The organism is Bradyrhizobium sp. USDA 327, from assembly GCF_041262065.1.
GTDB lineage: Bacteria > Pseudomonadota > Alphaproteobacteria > Rhizobiales > Xanthobacteraceae > Bradyrhizobium > Bradyrhizobium liaoningense.
Map to the genome: position 1 here is coordinate 6,970,783 of NZ_JBGCCW010000001.1, position 14,950 is coordinate 6,985,732.

At 64.5% G+C, this 14,950-nt stretch carries 16 protein-coding genes and 1 tRNA gene; 8 read left to right on the top strand and 9 right to left on the bottom strand.

Annotated features, from left to right (window positions below):
- The first annotated feature begins 55 nt into the window (after positions 1–55).
- The 3 genes from ABIA42_RS32965 (at position 56) to panE (ending at position 3,156) form a co-directional block, all read left to right on the top strand.
- On the top strand, positions 56–1,405 hold the full coding sequence (locus tag ABIA42_RS32965; protein WP_370117309.1) for an MATE family efflux transporter: 1,350 nt from the start codon (positions 56–58) through the stop codon (positions 1,403–1,405).
- Positions 1,406–1,497: 92 nt separating this feature from the next.
- Positions 1,498–2,112 (top strand): 2-hydroxychromene-2-carboxylate isomerase, encoded by a 615-nt coding sequence (locus ABIA42_RS32970; protein ID WP_370117307.1) that lies wholly within the window; start codon positions 1,498–1,500, stop codon positions 2,110–2,112.
- A gap of 120 nt (positions 2,113–2,232) precedes the next feature.
- Positions 2,233–3,156 (top strand): 2-dehydropantoate 2-reductase, encoded by a 924-nt coding sequence (gene panE, locus ABIA42_RS32975; protein ID WP_370117304.1) that lies wholly within the window; start codon positions 2,233–2,235, stop codon positions 3,154–3,156.
- A 192-nt stretch (positions 3,157–3,348) separates the two neighbouring features.
- Here panE and ABIA42_RS32980 read toward each other — a convergent pair whose 3' ends face one another.
- From ABIA42_RS32980 to ABIA42_RS32995, 4 genes are all read right to left on the bottom strand, one after another.
- Positions 3,349–3,942 (bottom strand): cytochrome c, encoded by a 594-nt coding sequence (locus ABIA42_RS32980; RefSeq protein ID WP_370143711.1) that lies wholly within the window; start codon positions 3,940–3,942, stop codon positions 3,349–3,351.
- A gap of 191 nt (positions 3,943–4,133) precedes the next feature.
- Complete coding sequence (locus ABIA42_RS32985; RefSeq protein WP_370117301.1) at positions 4,134–5,414, bottom strand: sorbosone dehydrogenase family protein; 1,281 nt, start codon at positions 5,412–5,414, stop codon at positions 4,134–4,136.
- A gap of 384 nt (positions 5,415–5,798) precedes the next feature.
- A complete protein-coding gene (locus ABIA42_RS32990) occupies positions 5,799–6,785 on the bottom strand; it encodes an NAD-dependent epimerase/dehydratase family protein (RefSeq protein WP_370117298.1) in 987 nt (328 codons plus the stop codon).
- 79 nt (positions 6,786–6,864) lie between these two features.
- Positions 6,865–6,939: transfer RNA gene (locus ABIA42_RS32995), tRNA-Gly, on the bottom strand.
- Positions 6,940–7,211: 272 nt separating this feature from the next.
- On the opposite strand from ABIA42_RS32995, the gene trxA reads away from it, so the two are divergent.
- Together trxA and ABIA42_RS33005 are read left to right on the top strand one after the other, a co-directional pair.
- Positions 7,212–8,135 carry a thioredoxin gene (gene trxA / locus ABIA42_RS33000; protein WP_028177007.1) on the top strand — a complete coding sequence of 308 codons (924 nt, stop codon included), beginning with the start codon at positions 7,212–7,214 and terminating at the stop codon, positions 8,133–8,135.
- 33 nt (positions 8,136–8,168) lie between these two features.
- Complete coding sequence (locus ABIA42_RS33005) at positions 8,169–8,846, top strand: LON peptidase substrate-binding domain-containing protein (protein ID WP_271528857.1); 678 nt, start codon at positions 8,169–8,171, stop codon at positions 8,844–8,846.
- A gap of 126 nt (positions 8,847–8,972) precedes the next feature.
- On the opposite strand, the gene ABIA42_RS33010 is transcribed toward ABIA42_RS33005, so the two are convergent.
- The 3 genes from ABIA42_RS33010 to ABIA42_RS33020 form a co-directional block, all read right to left on the bottom strand.
- Complete coding sequence (locus ABIA42_RS33010; protein WP_271528856.1) at positions 8,973–9,560, bottom strand: cytochrome b/b6 domain-containing protein; 588 nt, start codon at positions 9,558–9,560, stop codon at positions 8,973–8,975.
- A 35-nt stretch (positions 9,561–9,595) separates the two neighbouring features.
- Positions 9,596–9,874, bottom strand: coding sequence for a PepSY domain-containing protein (locus ABIA42_RS33015; RefSeq protein ID WP_271528855.1), 279 nt, complete (start codon positions 9,872–9,874; stop codon positions 9,596–9,598).
- A 164-nt stretch (positions 9,875–10,038) separates the two neighbouring features.
- Positions 10,039–10,389: a hypothetical protein gene (locus tag ABIA42_RS33020; protein ID WP_028177003.1), complete on the bottom strand. Its 351-nt coding sequence runs from the start codon at positions 10,387–10,389 to the stop codon at positions 10,039–10,041.
- Positions 10,390–10,486: 97 nt separating this feature from the next.
- On the opposite strand from ABIA42_RS33020, the gene ABIA42_RS33025 reads away from it, so the two are divergent.
- Entirely contained in the window at positions 10,487–11,017 is a 531-nt protein-coding gene (locus tag ABIA42_RS33025; RefSeq protein WP_370117293.1) for a TetR/AcrR family transcriptional regulator, read from the top strand.
- Positions 11,018–11,076: 59 nt separating this feature from the next.
- Entirely contained in the window at positions 11,077–11,274 is a 198-nt protein-coding gene (locus ABIA42_RS33030; RefSeq protein WP_370117290.1) for a Trm112 family protein, read from the top strand.
- A gap of 216 nt (positions 11,275–11,490) precedes the next feature.
- On the opposite strand, the gene ABIA42_RS33035 is transcribed toward ABIA42_RS33030, so the two are convergent.
- Positions 11,491–12,711 (bottom strand): ubiquinone biosynthesis hydroxylase, encoded by a 1,221-nt coding sequence (locus ABIA42_RS33035; RefSeq protein WP_271528852.1) that lies wholly within the window; start codon positions 12,709–12,711, stop codon positions 11,491–11,493.
- A 206-nt stretch (positions 12,712–12,917) separates the two neighbouring features.
- On the opposite strand from ABIA42_RS33035, the gene tesB reads away from it, so the two are divergent.
- Complete coding sequence (tesB, locus tag ABIA42_RS33040) at positions 12,918–13,781, top strand: acyl-CoA thioesterase II (RefSeq protein WP_271528851.1); 864 nt, start codon at positions 12,918–12,920, stop codon at positions 13,779–13,781.
- 140 nt (positions 13,782–13,921) lie between these two features.
- Here the strand turns inward: tesB and ABIA42_RS33045 are convergent, their stop codons facing one another.
- Entirely contained in the window at positions 13,922–14,809 is an 888-nt protein-coding gene (locus ABIA42_RS33045) for a DUF4339 domain-containing protein (protein WP_370117288.1), read from the bottom strand.
- Positions 14,810–14,950 lie beyond the last annotated feature (141 nt).

A 14,950-nucleotide genomic window follows, 5' to 3' on the forward strand; every position in this document is an offset into this window, starting at 1 on the left:
CGAGCCGCGCATCGCGCGGCAACGGCTTCGCACGCCCTGATGAAAGGCCGATCCAATGTCCGCTCCAAAACCGCTCTGGACCACATTTCTCCGCTTCCTCGCACCCTTGATGCTGAGTAACGCGCTGCAATCGCTGTTCGGCACCGTCAGCAATGTCTATCTCGGCCAGATGATCGGCGTCGACGCGCTCGCCGCGGTCTCGGTGTTCTTCCCGGTGATGTTCTTCCTGTTCGCCTTCGTCATGGGGCTGAGCACTGGCGCCACCGTGTTGATCGGCCAGGCCTTTGGCGCAGGCGAGCACGGCCGGATCAAGATCATCGCGGGTACGACACTCGCAGTCGGCCTGCTGCTGTCGATTTCGGTTGCACTGATTGGCGGGCTCTTCAGCCGTCAATTGATGATGGCGCTCGCCACGCCCGCGGATATTCTCGATGAGGCCAGCGCCTATGCGCGGATCATGCTGCTGACCGTGCCGCTCGGCTTCGTCTTCCTGCTGATGACTGCAATGATCCGCGGCGTCGGCGACGCGCTGACACCGCTGCTGGCGCTGGCGTTGTCGACTGCGACCGGCCTGATCCTGACGCCATTGCTGATCCGCGGCGCGTCCGGATTGCCGGCGGCGGGCATCACCAGTCCGGCATGGGCATCTGCGATCGCCAATGCGACGACGCTGATCGTGCTGGCGGCCTATCTGCTGCGGAAGAAGCACGCGCTCGCGCCCGACGCTGCGTTGCTGCGTCATCTGCGGCTGAACGGCGCCGTGCTCGGAAAGGTCCTCGGCATCGGACTGCCGAGCGCCGTTGGCATGGTGGCGATGGCGATCGCCGAGCTGGTGCTGCTCGGCCTCGTCAACGGCTATGGGTCCGAGGCCACGGCCGCGTACGGCGCGGTCAACCAGGTGATGGGCTACACGCAGTTCACGGCGATGTCGATTTCGATCGCGGTCTCGATTCTCGGCGCCCAGGCTGTCGGCGGCGGCGACAGGACGCGGCTCGACAGCATCGTCCGCACCGGCCTCATGTTCAACATCGTCCTGACCGGCGGGCTGGTGGCGCTGATCTATCTCGTGCCGCGCGCGGTGCTCGGCATCTTCATCACCGATGGCGCCGTCCTCGATCTGGCGAAAGGGCTGCTGTACATTGCCTTGTGGAGCTCGGTGCCGTTCGGCCTCGCCACGGTGTTTTCAGGCGCGATGCGTGCGGCCGGTGTCGCGTTCACACCGATGCTGCTGTCGATCTTCGCGATTGTCGCGATCGAGCTGCCGGCCGCGGTGATCCTGAGCCGCACGGTCGGCCTCGCAGGCGTCTGGGCCGCCTATCCGATCGTGTTCTGCGCCATGTTCATTTTGCAGATGGGCTATTACGTCCTGGTGTGGCGCAAGCGGGCGATCAAGCGTCTGATCTGACGGGACCTTAAGTATTATGACCGTCATTAAACCGTGGACCTCAGGCGCGGCCTGCGTCACAATGACGAAAAGCGACGTCAGGGAGAATGAGTTTGACCCGCACTGCCCCGCAATTCCTGTTCGACTTCGGCAGCCCCAATGCCTATCTCAGCCATCTGGCGATTCCGGCGATCGAGCAGCGGATCGGCGTCAAGTTCGACTATGTGCCGATCCTGCTCGGCGGCATCTTCAAGTCGACCAACAACAAGTCGCCGGCCGAAACCCTGGCCGGCATCAAGAACAAGCGCGAATTCCAGGCGGTCGAGACCGAGCGCTTCATCAAGCGCTTCCATGTCCAGCCCTATGTCTGGAATCCGCATTTCCCGGTCAACACGCTGAACCTGATGCGCGCGGCAATCGCGGCGCAGCTCGAGGGCGTCTTCGAAAAATACGTCGAGGCCGCCTTCCACCATATGTGGCGCGAGCCCAAGAAGATGGACGATCCTGAAATCGCCGCGAAGGCGCTGGCGTCCTCCGGCCTGGACGCGCAAAAGTTGTTCGCTCGCGCTGGGGAACCCGAGGTGAAGGGCAAGCTGATCAAGAACACCGAGGAGGCGGTCGCTCGCGGCGCGTTCGGCTCGCCGACCTTCTTCGTCGGCAACGAGATGTTCTTCGGCAAGGAGCAGCTGCGCGAGGTCGAGGAGATGGTGCTGGGAAAGGGCGAGTAGCGAATGGCGAATGGCGAGTAGTGAAAGCGTTACTCGCGTTTCGTTATCTGCTATCCTGTTCGCTAACCCCTATTCGCCATTCGCTTTCGTCCGAAGAACAACAATAACGGAGTTTGTCCCATGCGTATCCTCGTGGTCGGCGCCGGCGCCATCGGCGGCTATTTTGGTGGCAGGCTGTTGCAGGCCGGCCGCGACGTCACCTTCCTGGTCCGGCCCCGGCGCGCCAGCGAGCTGGCGAGCGCCGGCCTCGTCATCAAGAGCCCGAACGGCGACGTGACCTTGAAGAATCCGGCGACCGTGCAGGCGGACGCGCTCAAGGAGAAGTTCGACGTCGTGCTCTTGAGCTGCAAGGCGTTCGACCTCGACGACGCCATCAAGTCGTTTGCCGCGGCGGTCGGGCCGAACACCGCGATCATTCCGATGCTCAACGGCATGAAGCATCTCGACACGCTGGATGCCAGGTTCAGCAAGGAGCGGGTACTCGGCGGCCTCTGCGCCATCGCGGCGACCTTGAACGAGAAGCGCGAGGTGGTGCAGCTCCAGCCGATGCAGTCGATCAATTACGGCGAGCGCGACGGCAAGATGTCGGACCGGGTGAAGGCGATCGACGAAGCCTTCAAGAGCGGCATCACTGGCGCCACCGCGAGCCAGAACATCATGCAGGACATGTGGGAGAAGTGGGTTTTCCTCTCCTCGCTCGCGGCATCCACCAGCCTGATGCGCGCCTCAGTCGGTGACATCCTAGCGGCTCCGGGCGGCCGGGATTTCCTGCTCGGCATGCTGGACGAGACCAGCGCGATCGCCGCCGCCTCCGGCTATCCGCCGGGCGGGCCGTTCTTCGAGCGGGTGAAAGGCAACCTCACCGCCGAAGGCTCGCCGATGACCGCTTCGATGTTCCGCGACATCAAGGCCGGCTTGCCGGTCGAGGCCGATCACGTCATCGGCGACCTCATCGCGCGCGCCGACGCCGCCAAGGTGCCGGTGCCGAAGCTGCGCATCGCGTACACGCACCTGAAGGCGTATGAGAAGCAGCGGGCGGGGTAGGTCGTAACCACACAATCCGCTGTCGTCCCGGGGCGCGCGCAGCGCGAACCGGGGACCCAGCCACAGGCTTGAGTCGTCTCGCGAGCTGATCACCACTAGCCCTCGCCAAACCACTCCCTGTGGTTATGGATCCCGGGCCCGCGCTGCGCGCGCCCCGGGATGACGAGCTGTGCTTGCCGCAACAACCCCGCGTTATTTGAAATTCGCGAGATAGTGCGAGACGGCGGTGATCTCCTCGTCGCTCATGTGATAGGCGACGTCCGCCATCGCGGCGACGCCGCCGCCGACGCGCTGGCCGGCCTTGTAGTCGTGCAGCGCCTTGACGAGATATTCCTCGCGTTGCCCTGCGAGACGCGCGACTCCCTTGGTGCCGGCATAGCTGTCGGTGTGGCATGAAGCGCAGCGGCGTCCAGCGGCAACCTGCGCGCCCTTCTTCGACAGGTCCGGATCCGCGTCCTCGGCTCCCTTCGGAGGCATCAGCGAAGAAAAATAGGCGCCGAGATTGCGGATGTCCTCGTTGGTGATCTCCTCGACGATCGGCTGCATCTGCTCGTTCTTGCGCGAGCCGGCGCGGAAGAACACCAGCTGCCATTGCAGGAATTGATCCGGCTGGCCGGCGAGCGATGGGATGTTCTCGGTCTTCGAGATGCCGTTCTCGCCGTGACATCCGGAACAGACCTGCGCCCTGGCCTTGCCGGCGGCAACGTCGGCGGCGCTTGCGGGGAGGAAGGCAAGCGCGAAGAGCGCAACCGTGCTGATTGCGGACGAGATGAACTGCCGGCGCATGATGGGAATTCCGATCTGTCGAGGTCGTCATTCCGGGGCGCGCCACTGGGCGCGAGCCCGGAATCCATAACCACGGATCGGGGTTATGGGTTCCGGACTTGCGCGCAAGTCGCGCAATCCGGAACGACGGTGAATCAAACAAAAGTGGCTGCGGCGCCTTCCGGCCGCCGCAGCCTCGTGTCGTGCGCGCGCTACTTCTTGCTGTAGCTGATGCGGTAGATCGCGCCGGCCCAATCATCGGCGACGAGGATCGACCCGTCCTTGGCGAGAATGATGTCGTTGGGTCGGCCGAGATAGCCCTGGTCGCCCTCGAGCCAGCCGGAAGCGAAGATCTCCTGCTTGGGATTCTTGCCGTCGGGCCCGACGATCACGCGCACGATGCGCGCGCCCTGGTACTTGTGGCGATTCCAGGAGCCGTGCTCGGCGATCAGGATGTTGTTCTTGTACTCGGCGGGGAATTGATCGCCGGTATAGAACTTCATGCCGAGCGGCGCGACATGGGCCCCGAGATTCAGCACCGGCGGTGTGAACTCGGAGCATTTGTGGCCCATCGCGAACTTGTCGTCGGGCAGATTGCCCTGGTGGCAATAGGGATAGCCGAAATGCTCGCCGATCCGGTTGATCATGTTCAGCTTGTCACTGGGCAGATCATCGCTGATCCAGTCGCGGGCATTCTCGGTGAACCAGAGCTTGCCGGTGCGCGGATCGACGTCGCCGCCGACCGAGTTGCGAACGCCGAGCGCCCAGATTTCGGCGTTGCCGGTCTTGGGATCGACGCGGCGGATCTGCGAGACGCTGGTCGGCGGGATGCCGATGTTGAAGGGCGGTCCGAACGGCAGGAAGAACCAGCCTTCCTTGTCGACCGCGATGTACTTCCAGCCATGCGCGGCATAGGACGGCATGTCGTCATAGACGACCTTGCCGTCGCCGAGCTTGTCGAGATTGGCTTCGGCGTTGTCGTAGCGGATCAGCTTGTCGACGGCGATGACGTAGAGCGCGCCGTCCCTGAAGGCGAGACCGGTGGGCATGTTCAGGCCCTTGAGGACGGTCTTGACCTCCTTCTTTCCGTTGTTGTCCTTGATGGCATAGACGTTGCCGAGGCCGAACGAGCCGACGAACAGCGTGCCCTTGTCACCCCAGGCCATCTGCCGCGCGGCCAGCACGCCCGAGGCGTAGACCTCGATCTTGAAGCCCGGCGGCAGCTTGATCTTCTTGACGATGTTGGCGAGCTCGGCGTCGGAGGCCCCGGTCGGCGGGCCCGAGGGCGGCGCGAGGCCCTTCTGCGCCTCGGTCTCGTCACCGAGGAACCAATCGTCAGGTGGATGGGTCCAGAACTCCTTGGTGCCGGATTCGTATTTCTTCAGTGGCTTGTTCTTGTCCTGCTGTTGCGCATGGCTAGCGCTGGTCCCCGCGAGAAGGGCAACCGCTGCAAGCGCCAGAACGGATTGAAAGACGGATCTATGGAATTGCATCGCGTCACTCCCCTAAGGCAGCCGTCAGGGCTGCGCTTTATTTTGCTTTTGCCAGTCGAGAGGCGAAGTCTTGGGTCCGTCAACACGACAGACCCAAAAAGGTTAGCACATCCGCGAGCGGTGAGAAGCGCGCCGCCTGCACCGCGTTCGCGCTCCGAAAAAATTGAGACGGAATGTCAATGAGGGGGCGATCGCAGCGACGACAACGCTCTCGCTGCAGCGCGGAATCAAAGTGGCGCGCGGATCGTTTGCAGACGGCACGAGGGGCGGCTCATGTAAAAACACGAAAACAACCCCATGCACAGTAGAACGGCTCAGGCTGGCCCGCTCCCGGTGACGCCGGGCAGACATCTGAAGCGTCGAGCAAAATGGCGATTGCGGCGCTTACGAGGCGACGGGGTAGGGCCCATCGTCGAACACCGTGTCATGATAGCCCTTCGAGCCGATCTCGCGTGCCAGCATGCTGCGAAAATCGCGGTCACCTTGCAGGCTGCGCAGCACATGCGCGAAGTCGAATTCGGGCCCCCAGCCCAGCTCGCGCCGCGCGCGGTCGTTGACATAGACGCGGTCGATCGCCGGGAAGAGCCGCCAGCCGCGCGCCGCATAGAGCTGCGCGCACTCCGGATAGAGCTCGCGCACGATGCCCGCCGCATCGCGCGCGAGCGCGGCGAGATGACGCTGCTCGAACGGGCTGGTGGCCGACACGATGTAGCGGGCGAAGCCGATCCTCGGCGTGCGTTCGGCGGCGAGCAGATGCGCGCTCACGGCGTCCGCGATATCCAGCCGGCGATAGAGCAGCTCGTTGGCCTGCGCGTTCTCGAGCGCGTAGGCCGACCGCATCAAAGGATCGTCGTCGTCCTCGGGGAAGAAGCGCGAGGTCCGCAAGACCACGACGGGCAGACCGCGCTCGCGAAAGAACAGCTCGCAGAGGCTCTCGGCCATCAGCTTGGTGGTGCCGTAGATGTTCTTCGGCACCGGCGGCAGATCCTCGGTGACCCACACCGCGGCCTGTCCCGCCTCGGGGCGGAGCTGCGAGCCGAACGCACTGGTGGTGCTGGTGAAGACGAAGCTCCTCACGCCGGCCGCAGCGGCCGCCTCGAGCAGATTGAGCGTTCCGGTGACGTTGGTGTCGACGAAGTCCTGCTTGGAGTGCGTCGCCACATGCGGCTTGTGCAGCGTCGCGGTGTGGATGACGGCGGTGACGCCATCCATCTGCTCCCGCACGAATGCGGGATCGACGATCGAGCCGACGGCATCGGTGAAGGGCGATGGCTTCAGATCGATCCCGCGCACGGGCAACCCGCGCCCACGGAGCGTCCGGAGAATGGCTTCACCTAGATGGCCGGCACTGCCGGTGATCAGGATTGTCATGCGAAACTCAACAATACAGCCGTCAGCGGCGCGGAAAACCACGGCCCGACCCGGTTCGGCTGGATGCTCTGGGAAAAATTGGAGCGGGCGAAGGGGCTCGAACCCTCGACCCCGACCTTGGCAAGGTCGTGCTCTACCACTGAGCTACACCCGCATCCTGTGTCGGTCGCGTGACGCGCCGGCAACGGCTGTCGTATGCCAAAAGCGGGAGGGGAATGCAACAGCTACCCGCGGCATCATTCGCAATCGGAGGCCCCATTTGGACCCTGAATGCGACCAAACCGCCCGAAAACGACCCCGGAACCGGCGAATCGAGGCACCTGGATTGAAATTCGGCCGTCCCGGCCCAATTTAGGAGCCGACCACAAGCATATGATGTGGCGGCGTGCTAAAGAGCCGTCATTCCAGACATGACGAGGGAATCCCGTGACGATCATCGACCAGGGTAACGGAGCGGCGGGCCCGGCTGCGGCCGACCTGATCAAGGACACCACCACCCAAACCTTCGTGAAGGACGTCATCGAGGAATCGAAGCGCCAGCCGGTGCTGATCGATTTCTGGGCGGAGTGGTGCGGCCCCTGCAAGCAGCTCACTCCCGTGCTGGAAAAGGCTGTGAAGGCGGCCAAGGGCAAGGTCAAGCTGGTCAAGATGAACATCGACCAGCATCCGGCGATCCCGGGCCAGATGGGCATCCAGTCGATCCCGGCCGTGATCGCCTTCGTCAACGGCCAGCCGGCCGACGGCTTCATGGGCGCGGTGCCCGAGAGCCAGATCAATGCCTTCATCGAGCGGCTGACCAAGGGCGTCACCGCGCCGGGCGAGGTCAACGTCGCCGAGATCGTGCAGGAAGCCGAAGCGGTGCTCGCCGAGGGCGACACGGCGGCGGCAGCGCAGATCTATGCCGAGGCGCTCCAGCACGATTCGACCAATATCGCGGCACTTGCCGGCCTCGCGAAGTGCTACGCCGTCTCCGGCGCGATGGAGCAGGCCAAGCAGACGCTGGCCATGGTGCCCGAGTCCAAGCGCAACGACCCGGCCGTGAAGGCGGTGCAGACCGCGATCGATCTCGCCGAGCAGGCCAAATCACTTGGACCGGTCGCCGAGCTGGAACAGAAAGTCGCCGCAAATCCGCTCGATCATCAGGCCCGGTTCGACCTCGCCACCGCGCTCAACGCACAAGGCAATCGCGCGGCGGCGACCGAGCAGCTGCTCGAGATCATCAAGCGCGACCGCAAGTGGAACGACGACGGCGCCCGCAAGCAGCTGGTGCAGTTCTTCGAGGCTTGGGGCGGCACGGATGATGCAACCGTCGAAGGACGGAAACGTTTGTCGACGATCCTGTTTTCGTAAGGGCGCGCTGGCGACGCCAGGGGGACCGGGCAGATGCCGATCAACATCGAATATCGCGGGCCCGCCGACCTCCCGGAGATCATTCCGGTGTTTCCGCTGCCGGGCGCGCTGCTGCTGCCCCGCGGTCAGATGCCGCTCAACATCTTCGAGCCGCGCTACCTGGCGATGGTCGACGATTCCCTTCGCGACGGGCATCGCCTGATCGGCATGATCCAGCCCGACGCGGCGCATTCACCGAAGAATTCCGACAAGCCGGCGCTGTTCCGCGTCGGCTGCGTCGGCCGTATCACCCAGCTCGCTGAATCCGGCGACGGCCGCTACATCCTCGAGCTCACCGGCGTCGCGCGCTTCAAGGTTGTCGAGGAGCTCGAAGTGCTGACCGCCTACCGGCAGTGCAAGGTGGACTTCTTCGCCTTCGTCGACGACTTCACCGCGCGCATGGGCGAGGAGGAGGTCGATCGCGACGCGCTGCTGGCCGTGCTGGCCGACTTCCTGAAGGCCAACAATCTCAAGGTCGACTGGGAAGGCGTGGAGAGCGCGCCCAACGAGGCGCTCGTCAACGCGCTGGCGATGATGTCGCCCTATGGCCCGGCGGAGAAGCAGGCGATGCTGGAAGCGCCCGACCTGAAGACCCGCGCCGAGATCCTGATCGCAGTCACCGAGATGGACCTCGCCAAGAAGCGCACCAGCGGTGATCCGCCGCTGCAGTGAGACTGTAGGCACCACAAGCTCCGTCATGCCCGGGCTTGACCCGGGCATCCACGTCTTTGCCACACAGAAGAACGTGGATGGGACAAGCCCGGCCATGACGAGGACGGAATGCGGCCTTCAAAATTTTCACGAATGATGCCGGATGCGCTTGCGCCCGGTGAACATCGCGCGGATCAGGTTCTCGCGCTGGAGAATCCCCATCACCAGCACACCCAACACGTGCAGCACGACCAGAACGATGACCGCGTCCGATGAATAATGGTGGATGTCTTCGACCCACCACACGCCGAAGAAAGTGACGGTCACCGACATCGCTCCCGTGATCGTCGAGACGGCGAGCGAGGCCAGCAGCGCGACCAGCATCAAGCTGCCGGCGGGATTGAGCCCGATATAGCGGCCGGTCATGCCGCGCCGCAGATTCCAGAGATAGTTCGGCGCGACGCGCAGCCTGACACCGAGCATCCGGAAGCGCGAATAGCGGCTCCCCATGAAACCCCAGAGCAGGCGGAAGGCGAGCAGGCCGATGACCGCATAGCCGACGATGCGGTGAACGCCGTCATACACGGTCGGCGTGAACCACGCGATCAGAACCGAGATCGCGAGAATCCAGTGCCAGAGGCGCAGCGGGAGGTCCCAGACCGCGACCGTCCGCGAGACGAGTCGATTCGCGGGTGCCCTGTCGGACACCCCGCGCTCCTCCGGCACTTCTTTCATCAAGCCCACTTCGCTTCGGGGCTCACGCGCGCGATCTACTTGGCGATCGTGTGCTTGAGGCTGAGATCTTCGGGGCTGTAGAACAGCTCGTAGAGCTTGCCTTCCTTGACGCCGTAGACCTCGTAGCACGAGCCCTCGATCTTGGAGCGGCGCACCTCGTAGCCCGCCGCCTTGGCCTTGGCTTCGGCTTCGCTGGCCGGCTTCCACGACGCCTTATCGAGCTTGGTGCAGTCCTTGAAGCCGTCGGCCATGGCCGCCGATCCCATGCCAATCCCGATGGTCAGTGCAATGGCAACAACACGAATGACCTTCACGAACATCTCCTCCTCTGTCGTGGGCGCACCGCAGGGCCGCGGAGCGCACCGAAGGAAGCAAAGGAGGTGATGAAGTCAATCGGGTACGGGCCTGGTTCGCTTTAGATAAGTTCTAACGTGGCTCACAGGGGCGGCCTTACGCCTAACGGGCCGGATGCGCAGCGCTAGTAGCCGGCGACCGCGAGCGCGACCACTGCACCCATGCCGACCCAGCCGAAATGGCGGCCGCGCATGGCGAAGGCGTTGGCGAGGGCCGCAAAGCCGAACACGATGGCGAGCGTGGCGACGATCCAGTGCCGGGCGAGGCTCGACTCCAGCCGGGGCGCAACCAGCAGCAGCACGCCGCCGCCGACCCATGCCACCGTGCCGGCCTGCCATACCAGTCGGATCAGCGTGCGCAGGCGCGCCGGCTCGATGCTGGCGCGGGCGAAGACCTTGGTCTCGCCGAGCACGCCGTGGATGAGCGCCAGCACGATCGCGGCGAGGCCGGAACATTGCAGGAGAAGGTCGCGCATGGGGCATGCTCCATCCGTACAGCACTGTATGGATATATGCACCTGCTTGCCGGAAGCTGTCAATACATTAGTGTATGGTCGCCATCTGGAGCCCGGCATGACCGAACAGCTTTCCGGCGACGACTGGACCAAAGAGGGCCTGAAGGTGCTCGCCAAGAGCGGCTTCACGGCGCTGAAAGCCGATCCGCTGGCCAAGGCCATGGGCGTCTCGCGCGGCAGCTTCTATTGGCATTTCGCCGACCTGGCCGCGTTTCACGCCGCCGTGCTGAAGCGCTGGCGCGAGATCGCGGCCGAGCAGATCATCGCCGATGTCGAAGCCGCCAGCGACGAGCCGCTCAAGATGCTGCTGCGGAGATCGTTTGGCGCGCGGCTCGAGCTCGAGCGCGCGGTACGCAACTGGGCGGCGTTCGATGCGGCGGCGCAGGGGGCGGTGCGCGCAATCGACCGCCGCAGGCTCGACTACATCGAACAGTTGCTGGACAAGCGTGGGCTCACCCCGGCGACGGCGCAGGCCCGCGCGCAGATCCTGTACTGGACATTTCTCGGCTTCGCCCTGTCCGGCCCGCCGCTGCCGGCCGCGCGGCTTCAGGCCCTGCTCGACGAGCTCCTGGCGATGGTCTCGGCTTAGGCCCGCGATGGGCGGGCGCGAATTTCTGTGCTAAAGTCTACCGACTGCCGGAGAATCCCATGAACGCGCCCACCGAACGTGCCGAAGCCAGCGTCGATCCCAAATTGCTGGAGATTCTGGTCTGTCCGCTGACCAAGGGCCCGCTGGAGTTCGACGCCGCAAGGCAGGAACTGATCTCGCGCAGCGCCAAGCTTGCCTATCCGATCCGCGACGGCATCCCGATCATGCTTCCGGAAGAGGCGCGCAAGATCGATTGAGCTCACGTCGCTTGAATGGGGCGCTATGGCCGCGCCACATTCTCGCTGTCATCCCCGCGAAAGCGGGGATCCATAGCCACAGGGAGTGGTTGTGGCACGAGGCTGGCAACTCCGGGTCTTCGCAAAACTATTGCTGCGGCGTATGGGTCCCGGATCTGCGCGCGCCTATGGCGCGCTTGTCCGGGACGACAGCTGAGCGTGCGGTAAGATCACGCGCTACAACGCCTCGCCCTTCAACAGCCGCGGCACCTCGCCGGTGAGCCCGGCGGCCTGGCGGATGAAGAGGTTCTTCAGCGGCGGGGCGCGGTCGACGAGGCCAAGGCCGATGTCGCGCACCGTGCGCAGCAGCGTCGACTGGTTGGAGAACAGGAAATTCAGCGAGTTGGTGGCAACGCCCATCGCCATGGTGTCGAAGCGGCGCCAGCGCTGGTAGCGTTCGAGCACGTCGGCGCCGCCGATATCCATACCGAGCCGCGCGGCATCGACGACCACTTCCGCCAGCGCGGCAACATCCTTCAGGCCCATGTTGAGGCCCTGGCCCGCGATCGGGTGGATGACGTGAGCGGCATCGCCGACCAGCGCCAGGCGCTCGGCGATGAAGGAACGCGCAACGAAATAAGACAACGGAAACGCGCGCGGCTTGTCGAGTGCCTTCACCTCGCCGAGATGCAGGCCGAAGCGCTGCTCGAGCTCGCTGTGAAATTCCTCGTCACTGAGCGCGATGATGCGCGCGGCCTCAGCTCGGCGCTCGGTCCACACCAGCGACGAGCGTTTGCCCGACAGCGGCAGGATCGCGAACGGGCCCGCCGGCAGAAAGTGCTCTTCGGCACGACCCTCGTGATCGCGCTCGTGGCCGACGGTGACGACGATGCCGGATTGGTCGTACTCCCAGCCATGGGTGGCGATGCCGGCGCGCTCGCGCAGCTTCGACCTCGCGCCATCGGCGGCGACCAGTAGGCTCGCCGCGATCACGCTGCCGTCGCCGAGCGTCACGTCGATGCCGTCGGAACGCGCGTCGTAGGACGCCACGGTGGTCGCACGCAGATCGATGCCCTCGGCCTCCGCCCGCACCACCAGCGCATCGATCAGGCGGCGGTTCTCGACCATATGCGCGAAGGGCTCACCCGGCGCGACATCGCCGGCAAAGTTGAGGAACACCGGACGCGTGGCATCCTCCAGCTTCGAATCCGTGACGACCATGTCGAGGATCGGCTGCGCCTCGCTCCTGACGGCGTCCCAGGCGCCGATCGTCTCGAACAAGCGGCGGCAGGCGGCCACGATCGCGGTGGCGCGGGGGTCGCGGCTCGGCCGCGTACCGAGCGCGGGATCGGCGACGATGACGGGAATCTCGGGCCCGAGCCCCTGGCGCAGCGCCAGGGCCAGTGCAAGCCCTGCAAACGCGCCGCCACCGATGACAATGCTACCCTGTACCGACATACCAAGTTTCCCGGTCAATTCCCGGTCTTGCTAGCAGACTTGAGCTGGGCGAAACAGTGCGGTGAAACAAGGGCCGAATGGCCCGATGTGTCATTCCGGGGCGCGCGTCGAGCGCGAACCCGGAAATCCAGAGGTTGTCAGCTCGGGATTCCGGGTTCATCGCTATCGCGATGCCCCGGAATGACGAGATCTTCGAAAGCACCATCATGTCCAAAAGCCTGATCGACCTCATTTCGATCCTCGACATCGAGCAGCTCGAGGTGAACCTGTTCCGTGGCAACAGCCCGAAGACGAGCTGGCAGCGGGTGTTCGGCGGCCAGGTGATCGGGCAGGCGATGGTTGCCGCGTGCCGCACCGTCGAGGGCCGGCTGCCGCATTCGCTGCATTGCTATTTCATCCTGCCGGGCGATCCGCAGATCCCGATCATCTACCAGGTCGAGCGCCTGCGCGACGGCAAGAGCTATTCGACCCGCCGCGTCACTGCGATCCAGCACGGCAACGCGATCTTCTCGATCATGGTGTCGTTCCACGCCGAGGAGGAGAGCGCGTTCGACCATCAGGACAAGATGCCCGACGTGCCGCCGCCGGAGAAGCTCACGGCGGAGGAGGTCGCGAAGCAGCCGATGTTCAAGGAGATGCCGGAGTTCATCCGCCGCTACTATGAATCCGACCGCCCGATCGAGCTGCGCCCGGTCGAGCTCGGCCGCTATTTCGGCCAGAAGATCGACGACGGCCGCATTCACGTTTGGATCAAGACCGCGGCGAAGCTGGCCGACGATCCGGCGCTGCATATGTGCGCGCTCGCCTATGCCTCGGATTTCTCGCTGCTCGATGCGATCATGGCGCGCTACGGCCGCACGCTGTTCGACAAGCGCATGATGCCGGCGAGCCTCGACCACGCGATGTGGTTTCACCGCCCCTTCCGAGCCGACGAATGGCTGCTCTACGCGCAGGACTCGCCGAGCGCACGAGGCGGCCGCGGCCTGACCCGCGGCTCGATCTTCAAGCCCGACGGCACGCTGGTCGCCTCCGTCGCGCAGGAAGGCTCCGTGCGCGAGCGGAAGGCATAAAGCATGATCCGGAAAAGTGCGCAGCGGTTTTCCGAAAAGATCATGCTTAAACAACAACCTAAAGCGCGATGACGATTCATCCTAATCGCAACGCGCTTTAGCGCCACAGGCGCGATGGATCGCGCCGGTGGCTTTCTGGGTCATGCTCCGAACGAACCGCGCGGAACGAGCTCGGTCTGCGAGGCGAACCAGTTCATGATCCAGCGATAGACCCACGGAATCGGGATGATCAGGCTGCACAGGATCGCAGCGACGATGCCGCGCCAGAGGATGTCGAGACCGCTCCCCTTGAACACGACCTCGCGCCGCGTGCCCTCGACGCTGCGGCAGAACCAGCGCATCTGGGCCGCGGCGACCCAGGCCCAGCCGATGATGGTGATGATGGAGATCGCAAACAGCAGATTCCAGCCGATATAGGCCCAGATCGAGCCGGTGAAGCTCAGGCCCAGCGGCTGCCCGTTGGAGGCGAGGTTCGCGACCATCCATTTGATCAGGAGCCAGTAGAGAACGATCTGCGCGATGAACAGCAGGTTGCTCAAGATATCGCTGCCGATGAAGCCGAGGGCGATCGCCAGAACGATGAAGCCGAAATACCAGGGCACCAGCGTCATCGCGTCGCCGGTGAAGCTGAGATTGGGCCGGCCCGGGACCTTCACGCAGGACACGATCCATTTCGTGTACCAGACGAACACCCACGGCGCCGGGATGACGAAGATCAGTCCGATCAGCAGGACGATGCTGCGCCAGGTGAATTCCAGGATGTCGAAATCGACCGCCAGGGAGCTGCCGCTGCCCGCGCCTGCATAGCCGCCGGACCCCATCATCGGCGGGCCGCCGGCCGGCATCATCGGCGGGGCGCCTCCTCCGATCAGGCCGGGGATTTCGGCGGCCTTCTGCCAGCCCGCCATGCCCTCGGTCCATACCAGCGTATCCGGGCGGACGACGCCCTGGGCGATCAGATCGCGGAATTGTCCCTCCGGAAACGGCCCCTGCTGCTTGCCCTCGGATGCGTAGAACCAACTCGCCATGAAGCGTCCCCCAAAACCCTTTTGTACCGCCCGACCGCCGCGGGTTCACCGCATCCATGCCAAAAATGCATTGTGAATGATGAACGGTTGCCCTGTACAGAGGCGCCCGTTCACATGGGCAGGCGTTTTTGCGCTTCAGTC